Here is a 14,802-nt window from a genome sequence, read left to right as displayed (position 1 = left end):
AAGATGGGGATGGAAAACTACAATCCGCCGCAGGAACCCTGGCTGGTTGTCCTGTATCAGGATGATCACATTATGGTGGTCAACAAGCCGAGCGGTTTGTTGTCTGTGCCGGGACGTCTGGAAGAGCACAAAGACAGCGTGATGACGCGCATTCAGCGCGATTATCCGCAGGCGGAATCGGTGCATCGTCTGGATATGGCCACCAGCGGCGTGATTGTAGTGGCGCTGACTAAAGCTGCGGAGCGGGAATTAAAACGCCAGTTCCGCGAGCGCGAGCCGAAAAAACAGTATGTGGCTCGCGTCTGGGGGCATCCATCCCCTGCGGAAGGTCTGGTGGATCTGCCGTTGATTTGCGACTGGCCAAACCGCCCGAAACAGAAAGTCTGTTACGAAACGGGTAAGCCTGCGCAGACAGAATATGAAGTCGTGGATTATGCGGCGGATAACACGGCAAGAGTGGTGTTAAAGCCGATTACCGGACGTTCGCATCAGCTACGTGTGCATATGCTGGCGCTGGGGCATCCGATTCTCGGCGATCGTTTTTATGCTTCACCAGAAGCCAGGGCGATGGCACCGCGTTTGCTGCTACATGCAGAGATGTTGACGATTACCCATCCGGCATATGGCAATAGTATGACGTTTAAGGCGCCAGCGGATTTTTGATAGTGACGACGGCGCAGTCCGGTAGTCCGGATAAGGCGTTCACGCCGCATCCGGCAATTTGTGCCGCCGGATGCGACGCTGGCGCGTCTTATCCGGCCTACAATTTCTTACTCGCTCTGAAACTTATTTAAACCCTTTCTGCTGCTTAATCAGCTCATACGCCTGCTGAATTTCCTGCGCTTTCTGCTTCGCCATCTCCATCATCTCTGGCGGCAAACCTTTCGCCACCAGCTTATCCGGATGGTGTTCGCTCATCAGCTTACGGTAGGCTCGTTTAATGGTGGTTGCATCGTCCGTCGGCTTCACGCCCAGCACGTTACAGGCATCTTCCAGTGTCGGGCCACGCTGCGCTTGCTGCCAGTTACCACCGCCAGATTGCTGCTGATAACCGCCGCCAAATTGCGCCCCACCCTGCATCATGCGCAGAAACTGGTCAAACTGGGCGCGGGAGATCCCTAACTCTTCAGCAATCACATACAGCACCGCCCGTTCATTCGGGTGCAGTGAACCATCAGCAAACGCCGCCTGAATCTGGATCTCCAGAAACATACGAATTAAGTCGAAACGACCAAAGCAAACACTGCGAAACTGACGCATCTTTTCGCGCAGCGGGTAATTGTCTGATTTTCCCACCCGAAATGCATTTTGCGCCGCAGTACGGGAAGCACCGTGTAAATTCATCCGATCCATGAGCAATGTGGCAATATGAATATCAGCCTCAGTAACACGTCCTTTGGATTTGGTTAAATGCCCCATTACTTCAAAAGTGGTGGCAAAAAACAGCGCCTGACGCTCGCGCTGGTTGGCGAACCACGCCATTTTGCGGCTGCGGGCTTTATCAAACATATGGCCGATTAACAGACCTAATACAACGCCCCAAAAGCCGCCGCCCATCAGTAAGGCCACGACCACGCCAATGATTTTTCCCCAATACTGCATATATTCCCCAAATCGACACACGGATATCAGGGCTATCTCCCACAATATAAAGGTGCTTTTACCGTTTTCCGGCTGCGGTCAATTGTGGGACATCGCCTATAATTTGCATTATCATACCTGTCATTCAATGCCGTGCCTAACACCACTGACGCTATTCGGACAGGATTAACACTAGCGTAGAGATGACGAGTACGTTAGTCTCTGACCGTTTGTCACGCGCAACGTTACCGATGATGGAACAATAAAATCAACGTATGAAAAAACGTATCCCCACTCTCCTGGCCACCATGATTGCCACCGCCCTTTATAGTCAACAGGGACTGGCAGCCGACCTCGCCTCACAGTGCATGTTGGGCGTGCCAAGCTATGACCGTCCTCTGGTACAGGGCGAGACTAACGACTTACCCGTGACGATTAATGCTGACCACGCAAAGGGGAATTACCCCGATGACGCCGTGTTTACTGGCAGCGTAGATATCATGCAGGGTAACAGCCGTCTGCAGGCCGACGAAGTGCAGCTCCATCAAAAAGAGGCACCAGGACAACCGGAGCCGATACGTACTGTTGATGCGCTCGGTAATGTCCATTACGACGATAACCAGGTGATCCTCAAAGGGCCGAAAGGCTGGGCGAATCTGAACACCAAAGATACCAACGTCTGGGAAGGTGATTACCAGATGGTGGGTCGCCAGGGTCGTGGTAAAGCGGACCTGATGAAACAACGTGGCGAAAACCGCTACACCATTCTGGATAACGGTAGCTTTACTTCCTGTTTGCCAGGTTCCGATACCTGGAGCGTGGTAGGTAGCGAAATTATTCATGACCGCGAAGAACAAGTTGCGGAGATCTGGAACGCCCGCTTTAAAGTGGGTCCGGTTCCGATCTTTTACAGCCCGTATTTGCAGTTGCCGGTGGGTGATAAACGCCGTTCTGGTTTCTTGATCCCGAACGCCAAATACACCACCACCAACTACTTTGAGTTCTATCTGCCATATTACTGGAACATTGCGCCAAATATGGATGCCACCATCACGCCGCATTATATGCATCGTCGTGGCAACATCATGTGGGAGAACGAATTCCGTTATCTCACCCAGGCAGGCGCAGGCTTGATGGAACTGGATTATCTGCCTTCGGATAAAGTCTATGAAGATGAACATCCAGAAGATAGCAATTCACGCCGTTGGTTGTTCTACTGGCAACACTCCGGAGTGATGGACCAGGTTTGGCGCTTTAACATCGACTACACCAAAGTCAGCGACCCGACCTATTTCAACGATTTTGATAATAAATATGGTTCCAGTACCGATGGTTATGCCACGCAAAAATTCAGCGTGGGCTATGCGGTGCAGAACTTTGACGCCACGCTTTCAACCAAACAATTCCAGGTCTTTGACGATAACAGTGGCAACAGCTACGCCGCTGAACCGCAGTTAGACGTCAATTACTACCATAACGATCTCGGTCCGTTTGATACCCGCATCTATGGTCAGGCTGTGCATTTTGTAAATACCAATAGCAATATGCCAGAAGCCACACGTCTGCACCTTGAACCGACAATCAATCTTCCGTTGTCGAATAACTGGGGGAGTCTGAATACCGAAGCCAAACTGATGGCGACGCATTATCAACAGACCAATCTTGACTGGTATAACAGCAACCCACAAAACAATAAGTTGGCAGATTCTGTTAACCGTGTAATGCCGCAATTCAAAGTTGACGGCAAAATGGTCTTTGAACGCGATATGGAAATGCTGGCGCCGGGTTACACCCAGACGCTGGAACCGCGCGCGCAATACCTGTATGTGCCGTATCGCGATCAGAGCGATATCTACAACTACGACTCGTCTCTGCTGCAATCTGACTACTCTGGCCTGTTCCGGGACCGGACTTACGGTGGTCTTGACCGTATTGCTTCGGCTAACCAGGTGACGACCGGCGTCACAACTCGCGTATATGATGACGCAGCCGTTGAACGTTTTAATATTTCCGTTGGTCAAATCTACTACTTCACGGAGTCTCGCACCGGCGATGACAACATAACATGGGAGAATGACGACAAAACGGGCTCACTGGTATGGGCAGGCGATACCTACTGGCGCATCTCCGAACGCTGGGGATTGCGTGGCGGCATTCAGTACGATACTCGTCTGGATAACGTAGCCACCAGTAACACCAGCATTGAATACCGTCGGGATGAAGACCGTCTGGTACAGCTGAACTACCGCTACGCCAGCCCGGAATATATTCAGGCTACGCTGCCTAAGTACTATTCCACCGCCGAGCAGTACAAAAACGGTATTTCGCAGGTAGGCGCAGTCGCCAGCTGGCCAATCGCCGATCGTTGGTCAATTGTCGGGGCTTACTACTACGACACCAATGCGAACAAGCAAGCCGACTCAATGTTAGGCGTGCAATACAGCTCCTGCTGCTATGCGATTCGCGTCGGTTACGAGCGGAAGCTGAACGGTTGGGATAACGATAAACAACATGCGGTATATGACAACGCAATCGGCTTTAACATCGAACTTCGCGGCCTGAGCTCTAACTACGGTCTCGGTACGCAAGAGATGCTGCGTTCGAACATTCTGCCGTATCAAAACTCTTTGTGATTTGTTGATTTACCACGTAATCCGCAGTGCGGTTAATTGAAATGGAAAAAGTATGAAGAACTGGAAAACGCTGCTTCTCGGTATCGCGATGATCGCGAATACCAGTTTCGCTGCCCCCCAGGTAGTCGATAAAGTCGCAGCCGTCGTCAATAACGGCGTCGTGCTGGAAAGCGACGTTGATGGATTAATGCAGTCGGTAAAACTGAACGCTGCTCAGGCAAGGCAGCAACTTCCTGATGACGCGACGCTGCGCCACCAAATCATGGAACGTTTGATCATGGATCAAATCATCCTGCAGATGGGGCAGAAAATGGGAGTGAAAATCTCCGATGAGCAGCTGGATCAGGCGATTGCTAACATCGCGAAACAGAACAACATGACGCTGGATCAGATGCGCAGCCGTCTGGCTTACGATGGTCTGAACTACAACACCTATCGTAACCAGATCCGTAAAGAGATGATTATCTCTGAAGTGCGTAACAACGAGGTGCGTCGTCGCATCACCATCCTGCCGCAGGAAGTCGAATCCCTGGCGCAGCAGGTGGGTAACCAAAACGACGCCAGCACTGAGCTGAACTTAAGCCACATCCTGATCCCGCTGCCGGAAAACCCGTCTTCTGAGCAGGTAAACGAAGCGGAAACACAGGCGCGTGCCATTGTCGATCAGGCGCGTAATGGCGCTGATTTCGGTAAACTGGCGATCGCTCACTCTGCCGATCAGCAGGCGCTGAACGGCGGCCAGATGGGCTGGGGTCGCATTCAGGAACTGCCGGGAATTTTCGCCCAGGCATTAAGCACCGCGAAGAAAGGCGATATTGTTGGTCCGATTCGTTCTGGCGTTGGCTTCCATATCCTGAAAGTTAACGATCTGCGCGGCGAAAGCAAAAATATTTCGGTAACCGAAGTTCATGCTCGCCATATTCTGCTGAAACCGTCGCCGATCATGACTGACGAACAGGCTCGCGTAAAACTGGAGCAAATTGCAGCGGACATCAAGAGTGGTAAAACCACGTTTGCCGCTGCGGCGAAAGAGTTCTCTCAGGATCCAGGCTCTGCCAACCAGGGCGGCGATCTCGGCTGGGCTACGCCAGATATTTTCGATCCGGCCTTCCGTGACGCGTTGACCCGCCTGAACAAAGGTCAAATGAGCGCACCGGTTCACTCTTCATTCGGCTGGCATTTAATCGAACTGCTGGATACCCGTAATGTCGATAAAACCGACGCTGCGCAGAAAGATCGTGCTTATCGTATGCTGATGAACCGTAAGTTCTCGGAAGAAGCAGCAAGCTGGATGCAGGAACAACGCGCCAGCGCCTACGTTAAAATCCTGAGCAACTAATGGTTAAAACCCAACGTGTTGTGATCACTCCCGGCGAGCCAGCCGGGATTGGCCCGGACTTAGTTGTCCAGCTTGCACAGCGTGAGTGGCCGGTCGAACTGGTTGTTTGTGCCGATGCCACTCTCCTTACTGACCGGGCAGCGATGCTCGGTTTGCCGCTTACTCTCCGCCCTTACTCCCCAGACTCCCCTGCACAACCGCAAACTGCGGGCACATTAACGCTACTTCCTGTCGCGCTACGTGCACCTGTGACTGCGGGGCAATTAACGGTTGAAAATGGGCATTACGTGGTAGAGACGCTGGCGCGAGCGTGTGATGGCTGTCTGAACGGTGAATTTGCCGCGCTGATTACCGGCCCCGTGCATAAAGGCGTCATTAACGACGCTGGCATTCCGTTTACCGGTCATACCGAGTTTTTCGAAGAGCGTTCGCAGGCAAAAAAAGTCGTGATGATGCTGGCAACCGAAGAACTTCGCGTGGCGCTGGCAACGACGCATTTACCGCTGCGCGATATCGCTGACGCCATCACCCCGCCCCTGCTGCATGAAGTCATTTCTATTTTGCATCACGATTTGCAAACCAAATTTGGTATTGCTGAGCCGCGCATTCTGGTCTGTGGCCTGAATCCGCACGCGGGCGAAGGCGGTCATATGGGCACGGAAGAGATAGACACCATCATTCCGGTGCTCGACGAGTTACGGGCGCAGGGTATGAAACTCAACGGGCCTTTGCCTGCCGATACCCTGTTTCAGCCTAAATATCTCGACAACGCCGACGCGGTGCTGGCGATGTACCACGATCAGGGTCTTCCCGTGCTAAAATACCAGGGCTTCGGGCGCGGTGTGAATATTACGCTGGGCCTGCCCTTTATTCGCACATCAGTGGACCACGGCACCGCGCTGGAACTGGCGGGACGTGGCAAAGCCGATGTCGGCAGTTTTATTACGGCGCTTAATCTCGCCATCAAAATGATTGTTAATACCCAATGAATAAACGAGTCCACCAGGGCCACTTAGCCCGTAAACGCTTCGGGCAAAACTTTCTCAACGATCAGTTCGTGATCGACAGCATTGTTTCTGCCATTAACCCGCAGAAGGGTCAGGCGATGGTCGAAATCGGCCCCGGTCTGGCAGCGTTGACCGAGCCAGTCGGCGAACGTCTGGATCAACTGACAGTCATCGAACTTGACCGCGATTTGGCGGCACGTCTGCAAACGCATCCATTCTTAGGCCCGAAACTGACGATTTATCAGCAGGATGCGATGACCTTTAACTTCGGTGAGCTGGCTGAGAAAATGGGTCAGCCGCTACGAGTTTTCGGTAACCTGCCGTATAACATCTCCACGCCGTTGATGTTCCATCTGTTTAGCTATACTGATGCCATTGCCGACATGCACTTTATGTTGCAAAAAGAGGTGGTGAATCGTCTGGTTGCAGGACCGAACAGCAAAGCGTATGGTCGATTAAGCGTCATGGCGCAATATTATTGCAACGTGATCCCGGTGCTGGAAGTACCGCCATCGGCCTTTACACCACCACCAAAAGTGGATTCCGCCGTCGTGCGCCTGGTTCCTCATGCAACGATGCCTTACCCGGTTAAAGATGTTCGCGTGTTAAGCCGTATCACCACCGAAGCCTTTAACCAGCGTCGTAAAACCATTCGTAACAGCCTCGGCAACCTGTTTAGCGTCGAGGTGTTAACGGGAATGGGCATCGACCCGGCGATGCGAGCGGAAAATATCTCTGTCGCGCAATATTGCCAGATGGCGAACTATCTGGCGGAGAACGCGTCTTTGCAGGAGAGTTAACGATGATCAATTCGCCCCGAGTGTGTATTCAGGTTCAAAGTGTTTACATTGAAGCACAATCTTCACCTGATAATGAACGTTACGTTTTTGCTTATACCGTAACCATACGCAACCTGGGGCGAGCGCCAGTGCAGTTGTTGGGGCGTTACTGGCTGATCACCAACGGCAATGGCCGTGAAACCGAAGTCCAGGGCGAAGGTGTGGTGGGCGTTCAGCCGCATATCGCCCCTGGCGAAGAGTACCAGTACACCAGCGGTGCGATAATCGAAACACCGATGGGCACCATGCAGGGTCACTACGAAATGATCGATGAAAATGGCGTTCCATTCAGCATCGACATTCCTGTATTTCGACTCTCCGTTCCAATACTCATTCATTAAAATAATATGGCGACATACCTTATTGGCGACGTTCATGGTTGTTACGATGAACTGATCGCTTTGCTGCATAAAATAGAATTTACCCCTGGGAAAGATACCCTCTGGCTGACGGGTGACCTGGTCGCTCGCGGGCCTGGTTCGCTTGATGTTCTGCGCTATGTAAAATCCTTAGGCAACAGCGTGCGTCTGGTGCTGGGTAATCACGATCTGCATCTGCTGGCGGTATTCGCCGGGATCAGCCGTAATAAACCGAAAGACCGCCTGACACCGCTGCTGGAAGCGCCCGACGCTGATGAGCTGCTTAACTGGCTGCGTCGCCAACCTCTGCTGCAAATCGACGAAGAGAAAAAGCTGGTGATGGCTCACGCGGGGATCACGCCGCAGTGGGACTTAGAGACTGCTAAAGAGTGTGCTCACGACGTAGAAGCAGTATTGTCGAGTGACTCCTATCCTTTCTTCCTCGACGCCATGTACGGCGACATGCCAAACAACTGGACGCCAGAGTTACGCGGACTGGCACGACTGCGTTTTATCACCAACGCTTTTACCCGTATGCGTTTTTGCTTCCCGAACGGTCAACTGGATATGTACAGCAAAGAGTCGCCAGAAGACGCGCCAGCACCATTGAAACCGTGGTTTACCATTCCAGGGCCAGTTAGCGAAGAGTACAATATTGTGTTTGGTCACTGGGCATCGCTGGAAGGAAAAGGTACGCCGGAAGGTATTTACGCGCTGGATACCGGATGCTGCTGGGGTGGGACATTAACCTGCCTGCGCTGGGAAGATAAGCAGTATTTCGTCCAGCCATCGAACCGGCATAAGGATATGGGCGAAGCGGCGGCGTCTTAAACACAGCCTGATACAGGAAGGCCGGATAAGACGCGACCGGCGTCGCATCCGGCACTAGCCGTAAATTCTATACAAACTTACCGCCGTTCCAGAATCTCAAAACAATAGCTATGAGAGTTCTGCGCATCGGCGTCGTGGAATTCGCTGAACACCGATTCCCAGTCATCCGGCTCATAGTCCGGGAAATGGGTGTCGCCTTCCACTTCCGCGTCGATATGCGTCAGATACAGTTTTTGCGCTTTGGGCAGGAACTGCTCATAAACGCGACCACCGCCAATCACCATAATCTCCGGTACGTCACCACACGCCGCGATGGCTTCATCCACCGATTTCACCCACGTTACGCGATCGTCCGTACCCGGTTGACTGCTGAGGATAATATTTTTGCGTCCTGGCAGAGGACGACCGATGGATTCCCAGGTATGGCGGCCCATAATCACGGGTTTATTTAAAGTGTTGCGTTTAAACCAGGCGAGATCGGCAGGCAGGTTCCACGGCATGGCGTTTTCCATGCCGATAACGCGATCTACCGCTAACGCCGCAATCAGACTGATCATTGAGATTTCCCGATAAAAAAAATTGTCGCCACTATACGTAAAGCGTAAACCGTCGTCGACTGGTGCGAGGATGATGTTGAGGAAAATTTTATATTCTGCTGGCGAGTCCACGCTCTCCCCCTGGACTCGCCGCATTACAATGAAACAAAAACAAACAGTTAGCTGTAAAGTGTGATTTACGTCACTCTTTATTAGGATGAGGGTTTCGTTTCCGGTTCATCCGCCATGTTGCCGGTATGTTTACCTTCTTCGGTTCCCTGCCAGCCATGTCGTTGAATTAATGACAGATGTTCACGGTCTTCAGTAATGATCTCACTTAACATCGCGCTGGTGCGTTTATAGACCGCCGCGCGGGCTTTGGTGTCGTTCTCAACCATTGCCATCTCTTCCACCATCTGAATATTAAAGCGGCGGAACACATCGGCGCGTTCTCGCGCTTCATACGGCCCCAGACCTAAACTTTCCAGTGCCAGACGCCCGGTTTTCAGCGCACCTTCAAAGGTTTCACGCTCCGGCTTTTCAACGCCTGCCTGACGCAAACGAATGTAGTGGTCGACATCGCGGGCGCGGGCAATAATCTGCAAATGCGGGAAATGTTCTTTCACCATCTCCGTCAGTTGCAGGTTGGTTTGCGGATCGTCGATGGCGTTAATCAGCACTTCCGCTTTCGCCGCTCCCGCAGATTCCAGTAAATCCATCCGCGTGGCATCACCGTAAAAGACTTTCATGCCGAATTTGCGCAACGTTTCGATATGGTCAGGATCGTGATCGAGCACCACCATTTTTACCCCACTGGAGAGCAGTAAACGTCCGGTTATCTGCCCAAAACGACCGAATCCAGCGATAATCACACGCGGCTGTTCTTCGTCGATCTCATCGGCTTCACGCGCTTCTTCAGTAGAAGATTGCTCAAGGCGATTGAGGATCACCAGCAGAATCGGCGTTGCTGCCATCGACAGCGCCACCGCCAGGGTCAGCGATTTCGCCCACTCCGGCTCCAGCACATTCGCCATCTGCGCCGCGCCAAATACCACAAAGGCAAACTCACTGCCCTGCCCTAACAACACCGCAAACCAGCGACGCTGTTTATTTGGCACCTGCAACGGTCGGGCAATCAGCCACAGCATGGCGATTTTGATGATGAGGAAACCAAGCAGCAAAATGACAATGCGCAATGGGTTTTCAAGCAGCGTGCCAAAGTCTATCGACATGCCAACACCGATGAAAAACAGCCCCAGCAGCAAACCTTTAAATGGTTCGATATCGCTTTCCAGCGCATGACGGTATTCCGAGCTTGCCAGCAGTACGCCCGCCAGAAACGCGCCCATCGCCATCGACAAGCCAACCTCTTCCAGCAGCAAACCAAAGCCAAACACGAGGAATAAAGCCACGGCACTAAACACTTCCCGCAAGCCAGAGCGGGCAACAAAACGCAGCGCCGGACGCGTGACATAGCGCCCAAGCAGTACCACCAGCACCAGCGCGCCCGCCACTTTTAACGCCGAGAGAGCAAATGCGCCCATCGTCGTCGAGGCACTGCTCGCCGCCAGTAGCGGGATCATCGCTACCAGAGGGATCGCGGCGATATCCTGGAACAGCAGCACCGCAAAGGCACTGCGGCCCATTTGCGTCACCATCAGGTTACGCTCATTCATCGCCTGCATGGCAATCGCCGTAGAAGAGAGCGCCAGCGTCATGCCGATCAATTCCGCTACCTGCCAGCGCAGCCCAAGTAACATGCAGAAGAGCCCCAGTAGGCCGCCGCAAATCACCATCTGCAATGCGCCACCGCCGAACACTGCCGCACGCAGCTTCCACAACCTTTGTGGATCGAGTTCGAGGCCGATAATAAACAGCATCAGCACCACGCCGATTTCAGCAAAGTGCAGAATAGATTCGGCATCAGTCACCAGTCGCAGCCCCCACGGGCCAATAATGCAGCCCGCAATCAGGTAGCCAAGTACCGATCCCAGACCGAGGCGTACCGCAATGGGTACAATCAGCGCCGCCGAACCGAGATAAATCAGCGCCTGAATCAGCGTATGGCTATCCATGATGTGCCTCCTGCCATTCCAGCAGACGTTGCTTATAGTGGCGCGCCTGCCCTTCGAGGGTTTCGTCGTCACAAATAAAGGTGCAGTGCATGGCAAACGGCGGCAGCCAGTTCAGCCCGCAGTAGATTGCCGTCGCCTGTAGCGGCTGCGACAGCACATCAAAGCCCGGATGCGCACCAATTTCAAAATGGCTTTCCCCGCCGCCGGTCGTCACCGCCCACAGCAAGTGTTTGCCATGCAGCGCCGTACCGCCGTGACCGTAAGCCCAGCCGTGCGAGAGGACTTTATCGATCCAAAGTTTAAGGAGCGGTGGAATGCTGTACCACTGCATCGGGTGCTGCCAGACGATCAGATCGGCGCGAGACAGCGCCTCCTGCTCGGCGGCAATATCGATATTGAAGTCAGGATAGAGTTGATAAAGAGAGCGAATTTCGACGCCTTCCAGCGTCCTTGCCTGTTCAAGCATCCGTTTATTCGCATGGGAATGATGCGGATACGGATGCGCATAAATTATGAGGATCATAGTTATTAGCCCGCGTGTTTACGCCTTTGTTTTCCCACAAAGTGTAGTCACATATTCACGCGGCTTATAGTCAATAATATTGATTCAGAAAAGAGAGAATTCTGAATAAATTACCCCGCTCGCTGCCTGCGGATCGTCATATTGCTGGTCTGCGCCAGTGACATCCCACGGGTTTCCGGGGCAAACGCTACGGAAATCAACAAGCCAAACAGCGAGATCCCCGCCCCCATCAGCATCGTGTTACTGATACCGTAATTATTGATAAAGATCGGCAGCGCCCAGGTTGAAACAATGGTGCCAATCCGGCTTAAGGACATAATCACCCCCACGGCAGAAGCGCGGATATCCGTCGGGAAGAGTTCATTAGGATAAAGCCACTGCAAATTACCCGGCCCGCCAGAGAAAAAGGCATATACCGCAAAGGCCATCACTACCAGCCAGATCCCCATATCCGGGATCAGCCCCAAAACCGCCAGCGCCAGCGTCATCATGGCAAAGCTGCCAATCAACAATGGACGCCGTCCGGCAGTGTTTAACCACAGCATCGGCGGAATACAGCCGAGCATAAAGAACAGGCTAATCACCACATTTCCCAGTGCCGCGTTTTTGCCAACACCCAATCCCAACAAACCAACGATTTGCGGGCCAAAGGTGTAGATGGCGAACATTGGGATCACCTGGCAAGTCCAGATGGCGGCAACAAACAGGACAAAAGGAAAATGGCGGCGATTAAACAGATCGCGAAAACGGGTTTGCTGCGGCTGCTCTTCATCGAAAGCCACCGGTTCGCCAAACAGTTTTATCATCATCTCTTCGCACTCTTTTACTCGCCCTTTGCGTAACAACCAGCGGGGAGATTCAGGCAGTTCGAATCGACCAATCAAAATCAACAAACAGGGGATCGCCGCGCTGCCCAACATCCAGCGCCAGCCACCTTCCACATCATAAAGCCAGTAGCCAACCAGATCGGCACAGGTTGCGCCGACATACCACATGGCAGCAATAAAGCTGATGGAAAACGCCCGCTGACGGGTGCTGGAGAACTCGGTGATCATCGAGGTGGCGATGGGATAATCCGCGCCGATGACAATGCCGATGAGTACCCGCATCACCAGCAGTTCGACGGGGGATGAGACAAACATCGTCGCCACCGATATCACGCCAATGGCGATAATATCAATGAGGAACATTTTGCGCCGTCCAACTTTATCGGAGATATAGCCAAACAGCGATGTGCCGACGAACAGCCCGGCGAGCGTTCCCGCGCCCAGCAAGCCAATCCAGTCTGCATCCAGTTTCAGTGCCGGAGTCAGTTGCTCCAGCGCCACGCCTATCATTACCAGGACATAACCATCCAGAAACGGCCCACCGCTTCCCCACAGCAAAATGCGGCGGTGAATAGAGGAGAATTTGAGATCGTCAAAGTTTCTGGACGGTTGCATGGGTTATTCCTGTTTTTTTGCAATGAGAGTCAGTACGGCGTTACGTATCAAACCAACATCAGCCGTAACGGAACTCCACACCAAAGGTGCCGCGCGGGTATTCCCACTGTTCCAGCGCCGACCCCAGCCCCAGAATGCGACAGGTGCCGCACTCCAGACATCCGGCGTAATCGAAGCGCACACTGCCGTCATCCTGCTTCTTGTACAGACCAGCGGGGCACGCTTTCACCAGCAGTTCCAGCGCCTGTTTATCGGCATCGGCCTTCACAACGATGTGCGGATGCTCTTCATCGACATTGAATTTATTGACGCCCAGTTTGACGTCCACATTGACGGGAGAAGTCATAAAACGGTCACTCCTTTCATGCCATCCTTGATCAGATTGATGAAGCCCACTTTCTTGCCGTGGCGGAGGATTTTCTTGCGCATCAGTTCCGGCGCGCTGCCGTCAATGGTGAACAGGTCACGCGCCACGCCCACCGCCAGTTCCGGGTAGCCGCTAAACATGCGTGGGTTATCAAGGAACGCCGGTAGTTTTTGGTACATGCGCATATCGCGCAGCGGGCCACTCTCCAGATGCTGACGATATTCCGCCAGTTTTTGCTTACCAAAATCGTCGCTTTTCATCGCTGAAAGCACGGTTTTTGCTGCTGCTTCCCCGGCGGCAATCGCCAGATCCATACCGCGAATGGTAAAACCGAGGTTCATACACATTCCGGCGGCATCACCGGCAATCAGCACGCCGTCACCGACCAGTTCCGGCAGCATGTTGATGCCCGCTTCCGGCACGACGTGAGCAGAATATTCCACCAGCTTGCCGCCCGCGATCAGCGGTGCAACTGCCGGATGTTGTTTGAAATCTTCCAGCATTTGCGGCACCGATTTTTTCGCGTCATGCAGATGATGCAGGCCGCAAACCAGCCCCAGCGACAGGGTATTTTCATTGGTATAAAGGAAACCGCCGCCCATCAGGCCATCGGTGGGGGAACCCGCAAATAAGCAGGCCGCGCCCTGATTACCCTGCAACTGAAAACGGTCTTCGATAACTGACTTCGGTAACTCGATCAGTTCCTTCACGCCAACCGCCACATCCGTCGGTTTGACGCGTTTTGCCATCCCCAGCTTTTCGGCAAGGATGGAGTTCACCCCGTCGGCAAGGATCACCGTCTTCGCTTCAATTACATCGCCATCGGCTTCTACACCGACGACTTTACCATCGCGCTGTACGAGGTTATCGACACGAATCCCGGTAATTAACTGCGCGCCCGCTTCTTCGGCCTGCTCCATTAACCAGGCATCAAATTTACTGCGCAAAACAGAGTAAGAACGCTGGGATGGCGAGGTTTCGTCACCGTTGCAGTAGTCCATAGTCATCGCTGACTTTTCCGTCATAAACGCGAGTTTTTCATGGGTAATCAGGCGTTCTACGGGGGCGGATTCGGCGAAACCTGGAATAATGTGTTCCAGACTGTGGGCATAGAGACGCCCGCCGGTGACGTTCTTGGCACCTGCGGAATTGCCACGCTCGATAACTAACACTTGCGCCCCTTCGCGGGCGAGCACCAGTGCGGCAACCGAACCGGCAAGCCCTGCACCGACGATGATGGCGTCAAAGATATCTTCGGACATAAGAGCTC

14 protein-coding genes are annotated in these 14,802 nt (G+C 53.1%); 7 read left to right on the top strand and 7 right to left on the bottom strand.

The annotated features are described in order from the left end of the window. Positions 1–3: 3 nt before the first annotated feature. The gene (gene rluA / locus RGV86_RS16290) at positions 4–663 is read left to right on the top strand and encodes a bifunctional tRNA pseudouridine(32) synthase/23S rRNA pseudouridine(746) synthase RluA (protein ID WP_000525207.1); all 660 of its coding nucleotides are present in this window, start codon (positions 4–6) and stop codon (positions 661–663) included. A gap of 123 nt (positions 664–786) precedes the next feature. Here the strand turns inward: rluA and djlA are convergent, their stop codons facing one another. Beyond that, positions 787–1,602, bottom strand: a complete 816-nt coding sequence (djlA, locus tag RGV86_RS16285; protein WP_309508478.1) for a co-chaperone DjlA — start codon at positions 1,600–1,602, stop codon at positions 787–789. Between the two features lie 254 nt (positions 1,603–1,856). Here djlA and lptD point away from each other — a divergent pair, with 254 nt between their 5' ends. Genes lptD through apaH form a run of 6 tightly spaced genes read left to right on the top strand, consistent with a single transcriptional unit; the run spans position 1,857 to position 8,589 of the window. Next, complete coding sequence (gene lptD, locus RGV86_RS16280) at positions 1,857–4,214, top strand: LPS assembly protein LptD (protein WP_085460312.1); 2,358 nt, start codon at positions 1,857–1,859, stop codon at positions 4,212–4,214. 52 nt (positions 4,215–4,266) lie between these two features. Beyond that, positions 4,267–5,553 (top strand): peptidylprolyl isomerase SurA, encoded by a 1,287-nt coding sequence (gene surA / locus RGV86_RS16275; protein WP_085460311.1) that lies wholly within the window; start codon positions 4,267–4,269, stop codon positions 5,551–5,553. Further along, entirely contained in the window at positions 5,553–6,542 is a 990-nt protein-coding gene (gene pdxA, locus RGV86_RS16270) for a 4-hydroxythreonine-4-phosphate dehydrogenase PdxA (protein WP_000241237.1), read from the top strand. Before surA ends, pdxA begins: the two co-directional genes overlap by 1 nt. After that, a complete protein-coding gene (gene rsmA, locus RGV86_RS16265) occupies positions 6,539–7,360 on the top strand; it encodes a 16S rRNA (adenine(1518)-N(6)/adenine(1519)-N(6))-dimethyltransferase RsmA (protein WP_001042779.1) in 822 nt (273 codons plus the stop codon). The genes pdxA and rsmA overlap by 4 nt, the downstream gene beginning before the upstream one ends. A 2-nt stretch (positions 7,361–7,362) precedes the next feature. Beyond that, positions 7,363–7,740 (top strand): Co2+/Mg2+ efflux protein ApaG, encoded by a 378-nt coding sequence (gene apaG / locus RGV86_RS16260; RefSeq protein ID WP_000610899.1) that lies wholly within the window; start codon positions 7,363–7,365, stop codon positions 7,738–7,740. Positions 7,741–7,746: 6 nt separating this feature from the next. Continuing rightward, on the top strand, positions 7,747–8,589 hold the full coding sequence (gene apaH / locus RGV86_RS16255; RefSeq protein ID WP_085460310.1) for a bis(5'-nucleosyl)-tetraphosphatase (symmetrical) ApaH: 843 nt from the start codon (positions 7,747–7,749) through the stop codon (positions 8,587–8,589). Between the two features lie 77 nt (positions 8,590–8,666). Here apaH and folA read toward each other — a convergent pair whose 3' ends face one another. The 6 genes from folA to RGV86_RS16225 all read right to left on the bottom strand — a co-directional run bounded on the left by folA (position 8,667) and on the right by RGV86_RS16225 (position 14,794). Continuing rightward, positions 8,667–9,146 carry a type 3 dihydrofolate reductase gene (gene folA, locus RGV86_RS16250; RefSeq protein ID WP_000624375.1) on the bottom strand — a complete coding sequence of 160 codons (480 nt, stop codon included), beginning with the start codon at positions 9,144–9,146 and terminating at the stop codon, positions 8,667–8,669. 191 nt (positions 9,147–9,337) lie between these two features. Next, complete coding sequence (kefC, locus tag RGV86_RS16245) at positions 9,338–11,200, bottom strand: glutathione-regulated potassium-efflux system protein KefC (protein WP_000377117.1); 1,863 nt, start codon at positions 11,198–11,200, stop codon at positions 9,338–9,340. Next, positions 11,193–11,723, bottom strand: coding sequence for a glutathione-regulated potassium-efflux system oxidoreductase KefF (gene kefF / locus RGV86_RS16240; protein WP_000600737.1), 531 nt, complete (start codon positions 11,721–11,723; stop codon positions 11,193–11,195). Before kefF ends, kefC begins: the two co-directional genes overlap by 8 nt. Before the next feature lie 110 nt (positions 11,724–11,833). After that, positions 11,834–13,165 carry an MFS transporter gene (locus RGV86_RS16235; protein ID WP_001183199.1) on the bottom strand — a complete coding sequence of 444 codons (1,332 nt, stop codon included), beginning with the start codon at positions 13,163–13,165 and terminating at the stop codon, positions 11,834–11,836. A gap of 58 nt (positions 13,166–13,223) precedes the next feature. After that, positions 13,224–13,511, bottom strand: coding sequence for a ferredoxin-like protein FixX (fixX, locus tag RGV86_RS16230; RefSeq protein WP_000203741.1), 288 nt, complete (start codon positions 13,509–13,511; stop codon positions 13,224–13,226). Further along, positions 13,508–14,794 (bottom strand): FAD-dependent oxidoreductase, encoded by a 1,287-nt coding sequence (locus RGV86_RS16225; protein ID WP_085460309.1) that lies wholly within the window; start codon positions 14,792–14,794, stop codon positions 13,508–13,510. Before RGV86_RS16225 ends, fixX begins: the two co-directional genes overlap by 4 nt. Between the last annotated feature and the right edge of the window lie 8 nt (positions 14,795–14,802).

Origin of the sequence: Escherichia ruysiae, assembly GCF_031323975.1 — a bacterium.
In the GTDB taxonomy this organism is placed as follows: Bacteria; Pseudomonadota; Gammaproteobacteria; order Enterobacterales; family Enterobacteriaceae; genus Escherichia; species Escherichia ruysiae.
This window is presented reverse-complemented; position numbering and strand designations above follow the sequence as displayed.